This window comes from Paraburkholderia lycopersici (assembly GCF_900096975.1).
In the GTDB taxonomy this organism is placed as follows: Bacteria; Pseudomonadota; Gammaproteobacteria; order Burkholderiales; family Burkholderiaceae; genus Paraburkholderia; species Paraburkholderia lycopersici.
The window spans coordinates 37,535-55,973 of the sequence record NZ_FMYQ01000002.1 but is presented as its reverse complement, the minus strand read 5'-3'; the positions used below and the strand labels follow the sequence as shown (position 1 = coordinate 55,973).

Here is an 18,439-nt window from a genome sequence, read left to right as displayed (position 1 = left end):
TCCTTGTCGGTTGGTTCAGCCAACTTCCACGCGATTGCGTCCGCTCTCCTTGGCTCGATACAGCGCCAGATCCGCACGCTTGACGATCGCGCCGACGTCATGCTCGCCAGGCAAGCGTTCGGTCACGCCAATGCTCACCGTAAACGGAATGGGTTTGTCGAGTCGCCAGGTGTGCGCAAAATTCTGCTGCTCGATCGTCAGGCGCAAGTCCTCGGCAACGGCCGTTGCCTCCTCGATATCGAGGCCCGGCAGCGCGGCGACGAACTCCTCGCCGCCCCAACGGGCAAACACGTCGATGCGCTTGTCGGCGTTCATCACGACCTTTGCCATGACGCGCAGCACTTCGTCGCCGACATCGTGTCCGTAGCTATCGTTGATCTTCTTGAAGAAATCGATATCGAGAATGAAAACCGAAAGCTTGTTGTCCGACCCCAAAAACGCCTCTACGGTATCGGAAAACTCTCTGCGATTGGGCAGGCCGGTCAATTCATCGGTAACGGCTTGTTTCTGGAGCAAATCCATCAATTGAACACGGTCGGCGATATCGCGAATCACGGCGGTGAATTCGATCAGTCCGCCGACATTGATTTTCGATATCGCAATTTCGACGGGCAGCGGTGAGCCGTCACGATGCTGCCCATATACGCGGTTACGCTCGTCCATTTGCCGGGAACGCACGGGCGAGCGGGCAAACTGGTGAACATACTGCGAATGATTGGCGCGATAGCGGTCGGGCAATAGTTGCGTAATGGGTTGGCCGAGCATTTCCTCGGCTGAATAGCCAAACAAACGCTCGGCGGCACGATTGAAGAGCGTAATGCAGTGCTGCTGGTCGATCGTGATGATCGCGTCGTAGGCCGCGTCCACGACGGAACGAAACCGCGACGTGCTGACTTCGAGTTCGTGCGTCAACAGCATCTTCGTCGTGATTTCGAGGCCCGTGACCATGATTTCGAGCACGGGGCTTCCGCCTTCCGACTGACGCAGCGGCTTCAACGACAAGCGCCACCAGTGCGTTCCGTCCCTTAGATCGTAGGCCTGTTCCAGTTCCCGCGCGACCCCCGATTCGAAGCATTCGCCCAGTTTCTGGCGGAATTCCGTCCGCGCGTAATTGGGAATCAGCGTGTCGAATGAGGCCGGAAACGATTTGATGGTGCCGCGCTTGCCGCCCGTCATCTGCATGAAATGATCGTTGCATGCAGAAACGACGAACTGGCCGCGTTCGTCGCGGCCAATCATCGCGACGCTCGCAGCGATTTCGTCGACGAAATCGCGAATCATGTTCGACCAGTCGGCCATCGAGCCTCCTCGATCCGGTTGCCCAATACCAATACACTGACGATATAGTAGTCCTCATTGCACGACGATGGCAGGCAACGTTGTACATCGCGCATTGGACGCGGCTTCGGCACGTTTTCGAACATATCGGATTGCGCGTTCTGCGCAGTGAGGAAAGTTTCCCGTCGATTTGGCGATGCGTGGCGCGTCGAACGGCGTTACGCAGTCACTCCGCGAGACACTGCCGTGCCTCCATCCGGCCGAGCGCCGCTTCGAACGCCTCGATGGGAACCGGCCGGCAGAAGAGGTAACCCTGATATGCGTAGCACCCCGCCGAAGCGAGGAAGGCACGTTGTTCTTCGGTTTCGACACCTTCCGCGATCACGCCTATTCCAAGGCTGTGCGCCAGCGCCACGATGCTTCTCGCAATCACGGCGTCGTTGGGATCGACAAGGACATCGCGCACGAAAGAGCGGTCGATTTTCAGTTGCGCGAGCGGCAGGCGCTTTAGATAGGAAAGCGAAGAATAGCCGATGCCGAAATCGTCCAGCGCGAAGACGATGCCGTGGGCCTTCAGCGCTTCCATTTTCTCGATGATCTCCTGCACGTTGTCGACCAGCACGCTTTCCGTCAGCTCCAGTTTCAGCCTGTCCGGTCTCGCGCCCGTGCGGTGGAGCGTCGTCAGCACGGCGTCCACGAAGTCGGGTTTGTGCAACTGCTGGACGCTCACGTTGACGGCAATCGTCAAGTGCGCCGTGTCGGGCCGCGTGGCCCAGTGCGCCAGTTGGATACAGGCGGCATGCAGGACCCAGTTGCCCAGCTTGGCGATCAGCCCGGTTTCTTCCGCCACGGGAATGAAATCGGCCGGGAACACGAGTCCGCGCTTGGGATGAAGCCAGCGCACCAGCGCCTCGGCACCGGTTACGCGGTCGCCGTCGATCTGCATCTGGTAGTGAAGCACGAACTCGTCGTTTTCGATGGCGTCGCGCAGCGCCGCCTCGAGCGCGGCACGCTCGACCACGACCGTCTGCATGTCGGGATCGAAAAGCCGCACGGCGTTGCGCCCTCTTTCCTTGGACTTGTACATGGCGAGATCGGCCTGTTTCATGAGGTCGTCGGTCGATGTCTGAAGCCCCTGGAAAACGGTTGCGCCAATGCTTGCGGTGCTGCGGTAGTCGATGTCGCCGAGTCGGTAAGGATTGCCAAGAACGGCGAGAATCCGCTGACCGAGGTCTTCGGTTTGCTGCGCCGCTTCGTTTCGGTCCGGATTCAGCTTGCCGACCACCACGACGAACTCGTCGCCGCCCACCCGCGCCACAGTGTCGCCCGCGGGTACGCTCGCCGCGAGGCGCTTGGCCACTTCCCGCAGCAGCAGGTCGCCCTTGTCGTGTCCCAGCGTGTCGTTCAGCGTCTTGAAGTGATCGAGATCGATGAACAGCAGCGCACCGCTGGTGCCGTTGCGTGCACTCGCAGCAATGGCGTCCTTCAGGTTATCGAGCAGCAGCGTGCGATTGGGCAATCCGGTCAGCGCGTCGAAGAACGCCAGTTCCTTGATCCGCTCGTCGGCGATCTTGCGCTCGGTGATGTCGCGCCCGCTCGTGCGAAAGCCGATGAAGTCGCCCCTGGAATCGGTGATCGGCACCCAGGACACCGAGAGCCACATCAGCGACCCATCTTTGCGCACGCACCGGAATTCGAGGTTGTCGCCACGGGAGCCTCGTTGCGCCCCGCGGAACTCGGGCTCGACATGGGCGATATCTCCCGGATAGATCACGGTGCGGGCGAAGTCGCTCATGGCCATGCATTCTTCGACGGTATAGCCGATGTACTGCTCCACCGCCGAGTTGATCCAGCGCGGCTTGCCTTCGGGCGACCACCAGATTTCCCAGTTGACCGTGCAGTCCGCGATGGCGCGGAATTTTTCCTCGCTCTCGCGCAGTTCCTTCGTCATCGACGAGGCTAGCCGTATCGCGCGGCTGCGGCCGGTCATCATGAGCCTCGTGAGGAGCGCGAGCAGCAGGCTCAGGACGGTGCCGGTAATCGCGATGAGTGTCGCCGCGTCGCGGCCGAAACGCGCCTTGAAGCCGTCGCGCGCCGTCATCTTCAGCAGCCAGTCGTGGCCGCAGACGACGAGATATTCGCTGGCCGAGAGGTCCGAGGGCACGTGAATGCCGGGTGCGCCGGAGGTCTTGTACAGCAGCGCTTGAGGCGAAGTTTCCACACCGTCGTAGATGGCCATGGAAAGGCCGGGTGGTTCTTCGCCGTAAAGGCTTGCGATGACGTCGTGCATGCGGAAGGACGCATAGACCCAGCCGACCAGTTGGGCGCGCCGCTGCACTGCGGTTTCCGGCGTCTGCCCGTGTGCGTAGACCGGCAGGTACATGACGAAGCCGGGACTGGCGTTGGGGCCGGTATCCACCGAGAGGCGCACCTTGCCCGAAATGGTCGCCATGGCGGTGTCGCGCGCCTGCTCCATGGCGCGCCGCCTCACGGGGTCGGCCCAGGCGTCGAAGCCGGGCGACGCGCGATTGGCGCCGATATACGGCTCCCGCTGGATGATGGGCGCATAGTCTTCGCGCTGGCCGTCGGGCTGGATCGTATAGCCGGGCAATCCGCGCTGATGCATGGCCGCGATATGCGCGGCCTTTTGCATCTCCGGCACCCATTCGATGATGCCGATGGCCTGGATGCCCGAAAAATTGGCGTCGAGATTGAGCGTGCCGACATAGGCGCGAAACGCATCGCGGTCCACGTTGCCGCTGGCGGCGAAGAGGCTCTGCACGCCGCGCAGCAGAAGTTCGTATGTGCCCATGCGCTGCTCGATGCGGCTCACCGCGTCGCCTAGCGAAAAATCGAACTGCGTGAGGAGTTCGTGTCGCGCGGCTTGCCGTTCGTGATTCCAGAGCGCCCACGTCACGCCGAGCGCGGCGGCCAGGATCAACAGCGGGAGCAGAACGAGGCGCGTCCGGGTCATGGCGGCGTCTAGAAGGGGACCATCGAATCAGCGAGGTCGGGTTTGAAGTACTTCACGAAAATGCGCCGGACCGTCCCGTCCGCAATCATTTCGTTGACCAGTGCCCGCCACTTTTCGCGTTCCTCGGGCGAGAGCGCTTTCTTCGACATGATGAGGCCATGCGGAATGGGAGGGTCGTCGAACTCCACGATATTCGTCACGTCCCGGATCTTCGCCTCATCGATGGCGGGATAATCGAAAGGCTCGATGATCATGCCCTGGATGCGCCCAAGGATCAGCGCTTCATACAGCGGCTCCAGACCGCCGGCCTGGCTGACGCGGTTTTGCGCGGCCAGCGAATCGACCAGCCGGTTGGCCGATGCGCTGTAGCGGAAGCTGCGAATCACGCCAAGCTGAAATTTGTCGTTGTGTTCGAAATCATCCAGTTGGTGGATGCCCGAATCCTTGCGCACCAGCAGATAGTACTTGTTGCTGAAATACCAGGCGAAATCCGCGTACTGATTGCGCTCGTCGTTGGCAATGCCCGAGAGGCTGAAATCCAGCGCGCCCGATTCGATCAGCTTCCAGATACGCGCCCGCGACATCAGGCTCACGCGGATCTGGCAGCCGCTGCGGCGCGCCAGTTCGTCGGCGAAGTCCTTGTCGATGCCGGTGTCCGTGTCGACGGAATAGAGCAACCCGTGATCGTGTAAGGCAAGCGTAAATGAGCGCGAGCAGTCGGGTCCCGCCGCAATCGCGGTCCCGAGACAGCCAAGCGCCAGCAGCAGCCCTCCAAGGCAGTTTCGAATCACAGCGTCTCCGTTGCGTGAGAGTAGCCTGCGTACAGTCTGTCGGGCGGAAAACAGTCTGTACGTGTTATCGGCAGTGCGCCGCTTTTTCTTGAGGCTGCTCGAAGTTCTTTCGCACGCTTATTGTGCACGGGACGGATGCGCGGACAAATCGCTCACGCAAAAAAAAGCGCCGCCACAAGGCCGGCGCTCTATTGCCGATTAATGATGGTGTAGAGAAGTTTCGCGCAAGCGTGCTGGTGGCGGCGATCCATTCTGGCAAGTTAGCAAACCGATCAGCTTCCTTCGGCCGGGTCCCCGTTCAACATGTTCTTCGGAATCGACAGAATAAGGACGCAGCTGATCAGCAGGCAGGCTCCGAGCGCATACGTGCCGTTGTTGATGTCGCCCGTGAGGTCCTTTGCCACGCTCGTGATCATCGAGCCCGTAAAGCCCGAGAGGTTGCCGACGGAGTTGATGAGCGCGATACCTGCCGCGGCCGCTGTGCCCGAGAGGATCTGGCCCGGGAATGTCCAGTAAATGGGCATCAGGCCGAGAATCGCGCAGGTCGCAATGGTCAGGAATGCGATTGAAATCGGTACGTTGTGCGCGGAAAGCGCGCTCAGGATCAGGCTGATGCCGCCGATACAGGCAGGAATTGCCGCGTGCAGCCGGCGTTCGCCCGTCTTGCGCGAGTGCGACGCGTTCCAGATCATCGCGACGACCGCGCTGAGATAGGGAATGGCGGTCAGCAGGCCGACATTGAACGTGCTCTTCACGCCCGACGCCTTGACGATGGAGGGCAGCCAGAACGCCAGGCCGTAAAAACCGGTATTGAATGTCAGCAGGATGAAGGTGAGCAGCCAGACGCGAGGGCTCTTGAGCGCCGCTGCCGCGCTATGTGTTTTCTTTGCGCTTTCGTGCTCGAGATTCCTTTGCAGCATGGCCTTTTCGGAAGCGCTCAGCCATTTTGCCGATTGAATGCCGTCGCCCATGCGAAAGAGCACCACGAAGGCAACGAGTATGGAGGGCACGCCTTCGAGCAGCAGCATCCACTGCCAGCCGCCGAGGCCGAGCAGGCCGTGGGTGTTCTCCATTAGCCACCCGGAGAGGATGCCGCCTAACGTGAGGCTCACGGGAATGGCGATCAGGAATCCCGACATTGCCACGCTTTGGCGCCGCGCCGGAAACCAGTAGTTCAGGTAAAGGATGATGCCCGGAAAGAAGCCGGCTTCGCATACGCCGAGCAGAAACCGGAGGACGTAAAACATCGTCGAGGGCTGGACGTGAAAGAAGCCGGCGAGCGGCGAGATGAACGCGAGGGACGAAGAGACGATGCCCCACGTCACCATGATGCGCGCAATCCAGAAGCGCGCGCCATAGCGGTGAAGGAGCAGGTTGCTCGGCATCTCGAAGAGGAAATAGCCCCAGAAGAAGATACTCGCACCCACGGCGTAGACGCTGTCGCTCAAGCCGAGCGAGTCGAGCATCTGCAGCTTCGCGAAACCGACGTTCACGCGGTCCAGGTAGGCGACCCCGTAGCACAGAAGCAATATCGGCAGAATGCGCTTCAAGACCTTGCGGTACAGCTGTTCTTCGGTCTCGTTGACGGCGGGCGGCGAATCCGCAATCTGGGTCATGGTCGGCATGGGCTTGTGTCTCCTTTTAAATGTGCCATCGAACGGTGTCGCTGCGACGAGCGTTACCTGCTGGTGCATCCCAAATATGTTACCGGTAACAAAACGGCGCACCACGTTAGCACGGCACGCGGCTCCGCGGCAACCCAGGGGATTCCGCCTCGGCCGCCCGTCGCCTGGTCATTTAGCGGAAAAGCGCGTAGTCTGACCCGGTCCACAGATGCGGCGCAAAGTGCTAACATCTTGAATGTTACCGATAACACTTCGGCAAGCGCTATCGGCTTATTTATGGGTGTGTTCGTGAGCGTTCGTCAGCGCCCGCCACATCGTCGAGACAAGGTACAACGGAGCAAGAGACATGACCCAGCCCAATCCACGGCGCCTGCGAAGCCAGGAGTGGTTCGACGACCCGGCGCATGCCGACATGACGGCGCTTTACGTCGAGCGTTTCATGAACTACGGGCTGACCCGCGAAGAACTGCAATCGGGCCGCCCCATCATCGGCATTGCGCAAACGGGCAGCGACCTCGCACCCTGTAATCGCCACCATATCGAACTCGCGGCGCGCACCAAGGCGGGCATTCGCGACGCGGGCGGCATTCCGATGGAGTTTCCCGTCCATCCGCTTGCGGAGCAAAGCCGCCGGCCCACCGCCGCGCTCGACCGCAACCTCGCCTATCTCGGTCTCGTCGAGATTCTTCACGGCTTCCCGCTCGACGGTGTCGTACTGACCACGGGTTGCGACAAGACCACGCCCGCGTGCCTGATGGCCGCGGCGACGGTCGATATGCCGGCCATCGTGCTCTCGGGCGGCCCGATGCTCGACGGCTGGCATCGTGGTCAGCGCGTCGGTTCGGGCACGGTCATCTGGCACGCGCGCAATCTGCTGGCGGCCGGCGAAATCGATTACGAGGGCTTCATGGAGCTGACCACGGCTTCGTCGCCGTCCATCGGCCACTGCAACACGATGGGCACGGCGCTGTCCATGAACAGCCTCGCCGAAGCACTCGGGATGTCGCTGCCCGGCTGCGCCAGCATTCCCGCAGCCTACCGCGAACGCGGCCAGATGGCGTACGCAACGGGCAAGCGCATCGTCGACCTCGTGCGCGACGACGTGCGGCCGTCGCGCATCATGACGAAAGCGGCGTTCGAGAATGCCATCGTGGTCGCTTCGGCACTTGGCGCGTCCACGAACTGTCCGCCGCATCTCATCGCGATTGCGCGGCATATGGGCACGGAACTGAGTCTGGCAGACTGGCAGCGCGTTGGCGAGCAGGTGCCGCTCATCGTGAACTGCATGCCGGCGGGCGAGTATCTGGGCGAGAGTTTTCACCGGGCAGGCGGCGTGCCCGGCGTGCTGCGCGAACTCGATCGCGCCGGCCTCGTGCATCGCGATTGCCTGACCGTGTCGGGCCTTACCATTGGCGCGATTGCGGACAGCACGCCCGAACCTGATCGCGAAGTCATCAAGACCACGGACGAGCCGCTCAGGCATGGCGCGGGATTCATGGTGCTTTCGGGCAACTTCTTCGACAGCGCCATCATGAAGATGTCGGTGGTAGGCGACGCGTTCCGGCAGACCTATTTGAGCGAGCCGGGCGCGGAGAATACGTTCGAGGCGAGAGCGATCGTGTTCGATGGTCCGGAGGACTATCACGCGCGCATCAACGATCCGTCGCTCGAAATCGACCAGCACTGCATTCTCGTGATTCGCGGCGCCGGCACCGTCGGTTATCCGGGCAGCGCCGAGGTCGTGAACATGGCGCCGCCGGCCGAACTGGTGCGCCAGGGCATCACGTCGCTGCCGACGATGGGCGACGGCCGGCAAAGCGGTACGTCGGCAAGCCCGTCCATTCTCAACATGTCTCCCGAGGCCGCCGTGGGCGGCGGGCTCGCGCTGTTGCAAACGGGCGACCGCATTCGCGTGGATCTGAATGCGCGCAGCGTCAACGTGCTCGTCGACGAAGCAGAGCTGGCGCGACGACGCGAAACCGCGAGCTTTGCCATCCCGCCCGCGCAGACGCCGTGGCAGGCGTTGTATCGCAAGACGGTGGGCCAACTGTCGACGGGCGGGTGCCTCGAACCCGCCACGCTCTACCTGAAAGTCATCGCCGAACGCGGAAATCCGCGCCACTCACACTAGGCCGCCAACCCGGATCGGGCCGGCCTGGATGCATCGGGCTCGCCCTGCCGCATGAGCGGCGCACATGAACTGGAGACATTTCGCACCATGACCTCGAATTCCCGATCAAACTGGCTTCCCGTCGATGTCGAGCGGGCGCTTCTCGTTGGCCGCGTGTGGCGCAAGGCGGGCGAGCATGAAGGACCCTCTGTGGTGCTCGTTCGCAATGGCGAAGTCCTCGACGTCACGAGCAGCGCGCCGACTACCGCAGACCTTTTCGACCGCGAGGACATTGCCCGGTTTGCGCGCACCGTGACGGGGGAGTCGCTCGGTCCGGTCGGGAAACTCGTCGACGCGAATCTGCCGGGCAACGGGGAACCCACGCTTCGCCTGCTCGCACCCAACGATGTTCAGGCCATCAAGGCGTGCGGCGTGACGTTTGCGGTCAGTCTCATCGAACGGGTGATCGAGGAGCAGGCGGGCGGCGATCCCGCGAAGGCGCGCGAGGTTCGCGAGACCATTGCCGCGACGATCGGCACCGATCTCTCGAAGCTCGAGCCCGGCTCCGAGGCGGCAATGAAGCTCAAGGCAGAACTCGAACGGCGCGGTGCGTGGTCCCAGTACATGGAAGTGGGCATCGGCCCCGACGCGGAAGTCTTTTCGAAGTCGCAGCCCATGTCGGCGGTGGGGTTTGGCGCGGACGTCGGGTTGCTGCCCGTGTCGAACTGGAACAACCCCGAGCCGGAAATCGTTCTCGCCGTCAATAGCCGTGGCGAGATCGCCGGCGCGACGCTCGGCAACGACGTCAATCTGCGCGATATCGAAGGCCGTTCGGCGTTGCTGCTCGGCAAGTGCAAGGACAACAACGCGTCGTGCGCCATCGGCCCGTTCGTGCGTCTGTTCGACGAATCGTTCAGTCTCGACTCGGTCCGCGAGGCCAGTGTCTCGCTGCGCGTGAAGGGCGCGGACGACGGCTTCGTGCTCGAAGGCGTGAGCCACATGAGCGAAATCAGCCGCGACCCGGCCGACCTCGTTGCGCAGACGTGGGGGCCGCATCATCAGTACCCGGACGGCTTCATGCTCTTTCTCGGCACCATGTTCTCGCCCATCAAGGACCGCGACGCGGAAGGCGGCGGTTTTACCCATCACCTCGGCGACAAGGTCACCATCTCCACGCCGCAACTCGGCGCGCTGACCAACACCGTACGGTTAAGCACGGAACTCGCACCGTGGACCTTCGGCGTGCGCGCGCTTTACCGCAATCTCGCCGCACGCGGATTGCTCTTAGCCACTGAATGAGGAAAGACAACATGAACCGGTTCGACAACTACGTCGGTGGCCAGTGGGTGCGCGGCGCCACGGCCTCCACCAACCTCAACCCCTCCAACCTCGACGACGCGATCGGCGAATTCGCGCAGGCCGACGGGGCGCAGACGCGCGACGCCATTGCCGCCGCGCGCAAGGCCTTCGCGCAGTGGTCGCTTTCGACGCCGCAGCAACGTTTCGACCTGCTCGATCAGGTGGGCAGCGTCATTCTCGCCCGTAAGGCCGAGCTGGGCCGGTTGCTCGCGCGCGAAGAAGGCAAGACGCTTCCCGAGGCAATCGGCGAGGTCGGACGCGCCGGGCAGATTTTCAAGTTTTTTGCTGGAGAGGCGCTTCGCCTCGATGGCGAGATCGTGCCTTCGGTGCGGCCGGGAATGACCGTCGAGGTGACGCGCGAGCCGCTCGGCGTCATCGGGCTCATCACGCCCTGGAACTTTCCGATCGCGATTCCCGCGTGGAAGATCGCGCCCGCGCTTGCTTACGGCAACACGGTCGTCATCAAGCCCGCGGACCTCGTGCCGGCCAGCACGTGGGAGCTCGTGAAGATCATTGCCGAGGCCGGTGCGCCGGCCGGCGTCATCAACCTGGTGATGGGCCGTGGATCGGTGGTGGGAGAGGCAATAGTCAGCTCTCCTGATGTCGATGCCGTCAGCTTCACCGGCTCTGTCGCGACGGGCCGCGCGATCGGCGCGAAGTGCTTTGCGACGGGCAAGAAGTTCCAGCTGGAAATGGGCGGCAAGAATCCCATGGTCGTGCTCGACGACGCCGACCTCGACGTGGCCGTGGAGGCGTGCATCAATGGCGCGTTCTTCTCGACGGGCCAGCGATGCACGGCGTCGAGCCGGTTCATCGTGACCGAAGGCATTCACGACCGCTTCGTGGAGGCCATGAAGGCACGCATGAAAACGCTGAAGACCGGCGACGCGCTGGCGGACGGGACCCATATCGGGCCTGTGGTCGACGACAAGCAGCTTCAGCAGGACGAGCGCTATATTGCGATTGCGCGCGAGGAGGGCGGCGAGGTGTTTGGCGGCGAACGCGTTGAAGGCGCGACGCGCGGCTATTTTCTCGCGCCCGCGCTGGTTACCCGCACGACGGCGGGGATGCGGATCAACCGCGAAGAGGTGTTTGGCCCGGTCGCTTCGGTCATCAAGGTCAAGGACTACCATGAAGCGCTCGCCGCGGCGAACGACACGGAGTTCGGCTTGTCGGCCGGTATCTGCACGACGTCGATCGGTTATGCTAACCATTTCCGTCGTCATGTGCAGGCCGGCATGGTCATGGTGAATACCGCAACGGCGGGCGTGGACTATCACGTCCCGTTTGGCGGGCGCAAGGGATCGAGTTATGGTCCGCGCGAGCAGGGCAGCTATGCGCGCGAGTTCTACACTACGGTCAAGACGGCCTATATCAATCCGGGCACGGTTTGAGCGGACGCGGGCGGCGTCTTTCGGCGCCGCCCGTCACGTCGCATGCAACACCGAATGGGCGAGTCGCAGAAGATCGTCGAACTGGGTGACGAGCTCGAAGCACACGAGAAACCCGAGCATTGCGGCCGGCCCGGGATAGCGCATGCTGCAGAGCAGAAGGGGCGCGGCGGTTCGTTTCCTGACCGCGTCGCGCGTCATGAGCCACGTAATCACCACGCCGATCGCGGCACCCGCGAGCAGATCCGTCGGGTAGTGATAGCCCAGATATGCACGCGGCAAACAGATGACCACTGCCGCATATAAAAGCGCCAATATCCCGGCGACGCGCCATACGAGGAATATTCCCATCGCGATCGCCACCCACAGCATGGCGTGATCGCTTGGAAACGAACTCCAGTCGGTCAGTCCGGCCGCCCTCAGCGACGACGAGGCGAAATGCAGATGCAGTTCCGGATTGAAAAGCGGGCGTTGGCGAAACGGCAGAAAACGCGCGAGCAGGCGCCCCGCCGCGAGCGCGATCAGGCCGCTCGCCAGCGTGGCGATCACCATCTCGCGCCGCCATTCGCGGCGTTCGCTCGGCTGGAACCAGATCCACCACAATAGCGGGATCAGCAAGTAACCTTTGAACGTATAGAGTCCCGCCATTACCCGAATCGCGTGATTGAGCAACGGGGCAAGATGGGCTTGAGTGAGAACTCCCAGAATGACGGTGTCGAAGCGGTTCATTTATTGTGTGGGCCATTCCGCTGATTGGATTACGAATGAGAAAGGCGGCCCGCGGCGTTATTCGCGGGCCGCCTTTGTGCCTGACGCGCAAGGCGTTTTTCATCGTATGTTTGAAATCATCGCGCGTAGGTAAAGAATCGAAAGCAAGTGTAAAATGCGCTTGCCGCCGCTCTGGCCGCGCGGGAAAGGCCTGATATCGCCACCGGTGAGTAGGTCCGTGGCTATTGTTACGGTTGGTCACATATCGTTTCGCTTTCGAACGACGTGTCCGATCATTCGGCTCAGCGGCATGGCCCCCTTTAAACCGAGGCAATCCGCTTAGTTCGGCAGCAGTGAGCCGCTGCGAAGCGGGGTGGCTCCCGCGACCCACGCCACTTCCATCCCGGCGGTGGCAAAGCGTGCACGTTGCCGTGCATATAGCGCGCCGGTGACGGAACTCGTGGCGGTGACGACGCGATCGGTGAGCGGATCGACGATGTCGGCGGTCGGCTGGCCCGGTTCCACCCGCACGCCGATAAAGGCGATCATGTCAGTCCCTATCCGGGATGCCGGTCAATCGTCGTCGTCGCCGTGATGATGCTCCCAGCCACGGTGATGTCCATGGTCGTGCCAGCGGCGTTCGTCGTCGTCACGGTCGTAACGGTAGCTGTAGCCGTAGCCGTACACCGGCGCGGCTTCGTAAACTGCTGCGGGCGGCGCTTCATAGACCACGGGCGGTGCCTCATACACCGACGGAGGCGCTGCGTAGACCGGCCCGGGAACACCGAGATAGACGCCGACATCGGCATGAGCGAATGCCGCCGTGCTCACACATGTTCCTGCCAGCCCTGCGAGAAGATAAAACGTCAGGCGATTCATAAAGATCTCTGTTCCAGTCAACCGACGCGGTTGTGATGGAAGCGGATTCTAGTCGTAGCGGACGCGAAAGAGACCCTCGGAATTGTCAATCGTGTAACCAGCGGTAAAGCATGGAATGCGTTCGACAGTTTTAAGGTTCACATAAGGTAGTGGCCAGTTACGTTGCGCGCGAACTGAGGGCTGGAACTTTCGTTCGCTTGAGCGTGTTGCCCAGCGCGATCATTGTCACTAATCTATGGAAGCTCCACTGATCGAGGCAGGTCCGCCATGCGCGCCATCGAAGCTTCGTCCCCACAAGACGGCATGCCCGTGTTCCGGACGAAAGGCGGTGCTAGCTCGTTCGGCAACGGCGTAATTGCATTGCGCTGGACATTCGGTAATGCGCAGCTCACCGACTTTTCGTTGATCGATCGCACTCGCGGAGATGCGCTGCCCATCGTCGCGCCATTTTTGCTCACGTTCGCAGACGGGACTACCGTCGGCCCGACTGAAGCGAGGATCGTTGCGCCCGTGAGGGAAGAGGCACTCGTCCCCAAGGTCCACGCATCCCGACTAGCCGAACGAACCGCAGGGCGGCGTGTGAGCTTCACTCTGACCGACCCGCAAGGCCGCCTGAAGATTCAATGGAGCGTAGAGCAACGCGTGCATTCACGCTATCTGCGCATGGGGATCGCGGTTACGGCGCTTCTTCGGGATGAAGCCATCATTGTCGTTTCGTTGCTGGAGGCGCGGGTTGCCGGCGCACAGTTCAGTGGCGAGCGAAACGGCACGCCAATCATCGCCGGCAATTTCTATCTCGGCTTCGAGATGCCGCTGGCAGCTAGTCATGAGGGCGACGGTAGCGTCTCCTTTACGCTGCAACGCACGTTGCCGCTGAAAAGGAACCGCACACTGGATTATTCCGCGGTAGCCGGCGTGGCGGCAGACGGTCAGCGGCGGCGCGAGTTCGCCGCTTACCTGGAGCGGGAGCGGGCGAGGCCCTATCGCCCATTTCTGCACTACAACAGCTGGGGGGATATCGGCTACCTCACGCCCTACACGGAGGACGCGGCGCTGGAGCGTATCGAAACGATTGGCGGCGAATTGCATGCCGCGCGCGCCGTGCAGATCGATTCGTTTCTGTTCGACGATGGCTGGGACGACCTCGACGGCGGCTGGCATTTCAGCAAGGCGTTTCCGCATGGTTTCGCCGCATTACGCGCCGCCGCGCGACGCTATGGCGCCGCGCCCGGCGTATGGCTTTCGCCTTGGGGCGGCTACGGCGCGCCGAAACATGAGCGCGTGAGGCGAGGTATCGTCGCCGGTTATGAGGTTATCGATGGCGGCTTCGCGTTGTCGGGGCCGAGATATTTCCAGCGCTTTCGCGAAGTCGTCATGGACTTGCTCATGCGGGACGGCGTGAACCAGTTCAAGTTCGACGGCACTGGCAATGCCGATCGGGTGTTTCCGGGCAGCCTCTTCGACAGCGACTGGGATGCCGCGATCCAGCTTATCGCGGACATTCGCGCGGCAAGGCCGGACACGTTCATCAATCTTTCGACAGGAACGCATCCGTCGCCATTCTGGCTGCGTGATGTAGACGCGATCTGGCGCGGCGGCAGCGACGACGGCCTCGCCGGCAGCGGCACGAACCGCGAGCGCTGGATCACGTACCGCGACGCGCAGACGTATCGCAACGTCGTGCTGCGCAGTCCGTTCTTTCCCGTCAATTCGCTGATGCTGCACGGCATTGTCTATGCACAGTGCAATCCGCGTCTCAATACGTCTGCAGGCGATGCTTTCGCCAATGAGGTGCGCTCCTTCTTCGCGAGCGGCACGCAGTTGCAGGAGCTGTACATCACGCCGGCACTGCTTGGCGCAAGCGATTGGGACGAGCTCGCCGCCGCCGCCAGGTGGGCGCGCGAGAATGCCGACGTTTTGCGCGACAGCCACTGGATAGGCGGAGCGCCCGACGAACAGGCCGTCTACGGTTGGGCCGCGTGGGCGCCGCACAAGGCCTGCGTGACGCTACGCAATCCGCACCGTTGTACGCAACGCTTCGCAATCGATTTGCGGCGCCATCTGGAGTTGCCGGCCGCGGTGCCAGGACGATTCCATTCACGAACCCGCTGGCGCACAGTGGCCTGTGCGACGACTCCGGCGGTAATGGAAGCGGACGTGCCGCACGAGGTCCAGCTCGCGCCGTTCGAAGTGCTTACGCTGGAACTCGTGCCGCTGGCCGAGGGAACGCCGCGCTAGCGCTAGTACAACGAATTTGCCAGTGGCAACGGCTTTGCTTCGATCTGGTGCAGATCGAAGACCAATACCTCATTCTCACCTCGAGTGAGCCACGGCGCGGGGCAAAACAAGCGTTGTTGCGGGCCGATGTTCCAGTAGCGTCCGAGATTGTGACCATTGACCCACACGATACCCTTGGTCCAGTCGCGCATATCCAGCCACGTGTCGCCGATTTCATCCAGCCGCAGTACCGCCTTGAAAAAAAGCCCGGGTTTGAGCGGGTTCGTGCAGCGTTCCGTCAGACTCTCGATAAATGCTTCGTCCATCGGCAGCAGGAAGATTTCCCAATCCTGCAACGGCAAAATCGAGCCATCGGCTTGCTGCATCCGGACTGGCTCCAGCAGCCCTTTGCGGTCGGCCATCTCTGGGCCGAAATTGACGCGCCCCATGCCCTCGACAAGAATCTCGAGCGGAACGGGACCGCGAGGCTTGCAATCCTGCATCGCGGAACGCAGCGCAAGCGGCGCACGATGCATCATGCGTAACGCCCGCGCGTACCCGCGCGGGATTGGCGCTCTCGAAACACCGCCCGCGTACTTCTCGCCGAGGAAAACTGTCGCGTAGTCGTGAACGCTGCTGATATCCAGCACTGCATTTGCATGCGTCTGCAACGTTTTCCTGTAGAGCATGAAGCCAAAAGCCTGACCGTGGTGCTCGAACGGCTGTGGATCGACGCTCTGATCGCGCGGCAGGGCCGCAGGCAGGTTGTCCCATATTGACGCGTACAGTGCCGGCGTCGAGATCGCCGTGTCGGTATGTCCGAGCGTGGCGACCGCATCGGGTATCTCCGGCAATGGATCGGCCAGATAACTGGCTATGATCTCGCGATACTTCACGTACTTCGGCGTCACCATGCCTTGCTCGCTGATCGGCGCGCAGTAATCGTAGCTTGTGATATCGGGCTGGTAGTTGCCCGATTCGTCCACGTTCGCGCCCGCGTAAAAACCAAAGTTCGTGCCCCCATGGATGACGTAGAGGTTGAACGATAGCTGCGACTGCATGAACGCCGTCAGGGTATCGGAGAGATCGTAGTCCGAGCCCGCGAACGTTGCTTCGCCCCAATGGGTAAGCCAGCCGGGGTACGCCTCTCCAGCCATTGCGGGTACGGTGGGGAACGCGCGGCGCACGGCCGCGATTGTTGCCGCGTTTCCGTTGCTTAGCGCGATCGCACCGCCGCTTACCGTGGTGCGGTTGTGCTCCAGTTGCGGGAGACCGTCTTCGGTATAGAACGGCCCGGCTATGCCTCCCTTTAGCCAGAGCTGTCTGAGGGCTTCGAGGTAAGCCGGATTGCTCGCATACGATCCATACTCGTTCTCGATCTGGATCATCAGGATCGGTCCGCCATTTTCGATCATCAATGGCTTGATGCGCGGGACCAGTTCATCGATGTAGCGCGCTACGGCCGACATATAGCGAGGACTGGTGGCGGAGTCGGTTCTCAGGCGAATGGTTGGGTCGCCGAGCAGATACGAAGGGAGGCCGCCAAGGTCCCACTCGGCGCACACGTATGGGCCTGGGCGCAGCAGCACCCACATCGCTTCCGACTGGCACAAGCGGATGAACGACTCGATATCGCGGTTGCCGCTGTGGAAATCGAATATGCCTTCACGCGTCTCGTGGTAGTTCCACATGATGTACAACGAGACGCAGTTCATCCCCATTGCTTTCGCTGTGAGAATTCGATGCTGCCAATACGCGCGCGGGATGCGCGCCGGATGCATCTCGCCGCTGCGGATCTGAAACGGCTTGCCGTCGATCAGGAAGTGTTCGCCGTCGGGACTGAACGAGAAGGTGTGGCTGCGTTCGGAATTCATGATGCACTCGCGCCCTTGTATTTGCAGGGTGACGCACTATACTTCCACGGCCGATAGTAGAACGCTTAATTTCGCTAAAGCCTGCAATTCGATAAGCATACACATAAGTCATACATGTCGAGCTATGTAACCGTATTGATGCAGTTACATTCGAATATGAAAAAGCGTGCTTTTTTCCCGATTGCGAGTTCAACCCTTCTCGTCGTGGCGGGAATTCTCTGCATCATCCTGTCGCTCACGACAAGATCTTTGATCGGTACACTTTTCATTGCGAGAATGCTGCTCTTTTGCGGCTTCGTGCACGCCCTGAATCTCTTTACTGCGCGAGGCTGGAAGCTCTTCATCAGGAGAATTCCTCCCGTTATCGTACCCGTTCTCATCGGCATCCTCATTCTGGTAAACGACAGCGCACGGGCGCGCGGTCTTACCGTGATGCTGATGATATTCTTCGTGCTCGACGGCTTCTTCAAGATCATTGCCTCGCTTGGCGAGGACGTGAAGATCAACAATATAAGTCTTGTCGGCGCTGCGCTGTCCTTCCTGCTCGCCATCTTTCTTGCCGCCAATTTCCCGAGTGTGCCGCTTCCCCTGCTTGGGTTGTTCCTCGGCCTCGATCTCATTTCGATGGCTGTCGTACCGCTTGCTGGACGCGAGCGCAAGAAGGGCCTGACCTGAATGGGCACTGGCGGAGGCCGCCTTTATGCCTGCTAGCGGGGTCATGGCGCCTATGACGCGAACATCAACGCGCAGTTGCAGTTTGCCTCACGCACCCGAGGGAGAACTTTCATGATCGTCGCAAACGGCTTTACGTTTTCAAACTTCATTATCGATGCTTTTTCGATATTCATGTTCATATTGTGGTTCTGGCTTTTCATCACGATCACAAGCGATCTGTTTCGGCGAACCGACATATCGGGTTTTCTGAAGATCATCTGGGTAATATTTCTCATCGTTCTTCCCTATATCGGCATATTCGCCTATATCCTCACGCAGGGTAGAGACATGGCGTCCCGCAACCAGGAGCGAGCGCAAAAGGCACGCGAGGAACTGCGCCACATCGTTGGCTACAGTGTCGCTGATGAAATCGAAAAGCTCGATCGTCTAAAGGCAGCAGGCTCGATTACGGAAGACGAATACAAGCGCCTGCGTTCTCGGCTCGTCGATTGATGCCTGCTCCAGGCAGGGCATCGCCCACGCCTGGAGCAGGCAAAAACGGCGGGTGAACGAATAACC

General features: G+C 61.4%; 13 protein-coding genes and 1 pseudogene. 6 read left to right on the top strand and 8 right to left on the bottom strand.

Translation table 11 applies throughout. The features are described 5' to 3' along the window. Positions 1–15 precede the first annotated feature (15 nt). From BLU17_RS03140 to BLU17_RS03125, 4 genes are all read right to left on the bottom strand, one after another. The gene (locus BLU17_RS03140; protein WP_091994313.1) at positions 16–1,299 is read right to left on the bottom strand and encodes a sensor domain-containing diguanylate cyclase; all 1,284 of its coding nucleotides are present in this window, start codon (positions 1,297–1,299) and stop codon (positions 16–18) included. A gap of 205 nt (positions 1,300–1,504) precedes the next feature. Beyond that, on the bottom strand, positions 1,505–4,252 hold the full coding sequence (locus BLU17_RS03135; RefSeq protein ID WP_091994311.1) for a bifunctional diguanylate cyclase/phosphodiesterase: 2,748 nt from the start codon (positions 4,250–4,252) through the stop codon (positions 1,505–1,507). Positions 4,253–4,260: 8 nt separating this feature from the next. Then, positions 4,261–5,043, bottom strand: a complete 783-nt coding sequence (locus tag BLU17_RS03130; RefSeq protein ID WP_091994308.1) for a substrate-binding periplasmic protein — start codon at positions 5,041–5,043, stop codon at positions 4,261–4,263. Positions 5,044–5,315: 272 nt separating this feature from the next. Then, the gene (locus tag BLU17_RS03125) at positions 5,316–6,668 is read right to left on the bottom strand and encodes an MFS transporter (RefSeq protein ID WP_091994304.1); all 1,353 of its coding nucleotides are present in this window, start codon (positions 6,666–6,668) and stop codon (positions 5,316–5,318) included. A 346-nt stretch (positions 6,669–7,014) separates the two neighbouring features. Between BLU17_RS03125 and BLU17_RS03120 the strand changes: the two genes are divergently transcribed. The 3 genes from BLU17_RS03120 (at position 7,015) to BLU17_RS03110 (ending at position 11,531) form a co-directional block, all read left to right on the top strand. Further along, positions 7,015–8,799, top strand: a complete 1,785-nt coding sequence (locus BLU17_RS03120; RefSeq protein WP_091994302.1) for an IlvD/Edd family dehydratase — start codon at positions 7,015–7,017, stop codon at positions 8,797–8,799. An 87-nt stretch (positions 8,800–8,886) separates the two neighbouring features. After that, complete coding sequence (locus BLU17_RS03115) at positions 8,887–10,077, top strand: fumarylacetoacetate hydrolase family protein (protein WP_091994299.1); 1,191 nt, start codon at positions 8,887–8,889, stop codon at positions 10,075–10,077. Positions 10,078–10,088: 11 nt separating this feature from the next. Further along, entirely contained in the window at positions 10,089–11,531 is a 1,443-nt protein-coding gene (locus BLU17_RS03110; RefSeq protein ID WP_091994296.1) for an aldehyde dehydrogenase family protein, read from the top strand. 33 nt (positions 11,532–11,564) lie between these two features. Here BLU17_RS03110 and BLU17_RS03105 read toward each other — a convergent pair whose 3' ends face one another. The 3 genes and pseudogenes from BLU17_RS03105 to BLU17_RS03095 all read right to left on the bottom strand — a co-directional run bounded on the left by BLU17_RS03105 (position 11,565) and on the right by BLU17_RS03095 (position 13,115). After that, positions 11,565–12,257 (bottom strand): phosphatase PAP2 family protein, encoded by a 693-nt coding sequence (locus tag BLU17_RS03105; RefSeq protein WP_091994293.1) that lies wholly within the window; start codon positions 12,255–12,257, stop codon positions 11,565–11,567. Positions 12,258–12,575: 318 nt separating this feature from the next. Next, positions 12,576–12,761: pseudogene (locus BLU17_RS03100) on the bottom strand (succinylglutamate desuccinylase); the annotation flags it as partial. Between the two features lie 48 nt (positions 12,762–12,809). Beyond that, positions 12,810–13,115 carry a hypothetical protein gene (locus BLU17_RS03095; protein WP_091994290.1) on the bottom strand — a complete coding sequence of 102 codons (306 nt, stop codon included), beginning with the start codon at positions 13,113–13,115 and terminating at the stop codon, positions 12,810–12,812. A gap of 267 nt (positions 13,116–13,382) precedes the next feature. Between BLU17_RS03095 and BLU17_RS03090 the strand changes: the two genes are divergently transcribed. Then, positions 13,383–15,353, top strand: a complete 1,971-nt coding sequence (locus BLU17_RS03090) for an enterotoxin (RefSeq protein WP_091994286.1) — start codon at positions 13,383–13,385, stop codon at positions 15,351–15,353. Positions 15,354–15,355: 2 nt separating this feature from the next. Here BLU17_RS03090 and BLU17_RS03085 read toward each other — a convergent pair whose 3' ends face one another. Further along, complete coding sequence (locus BLU17_RS03085) at positions 15,356–17,206, bottom strand: beta-galactosidase (protein ID WP_091994283.1); 1,851 nt, start codon at positions 17,204–17,206, stop codon at positions 15,356–15,358. Between the two features lie 114 nt (positions 17,207–17,320). Between BLU17_RS03085 and BLU17_RS03080 the strand changes: the two genes are divergently transcribed. Next, positions 17,321–17,881, top strand: coding sequence for a DUF308 domain-containing protein (locus BLU17_RS03080; protein ID WP_143189167.1), 561 nt, complete (start codon positions 17,321–17,323; stop codon positions 17,879–17,881). A 111-nt stretch (positions 17,882–17,992) separates the two neighbouring features. Continuing rightward, positions 17,993–18,373, top strand: coding sequence for an SHOCT domain-containing protein (locus BLU17_RS03075; protein ID WP_091994279.1), 381 nt, complete (start codon positions 17,993–17,995; stop codon positions 18,371–18,373). Positions 18,374–18,439 lie beyond the last annotated feature (66 nt).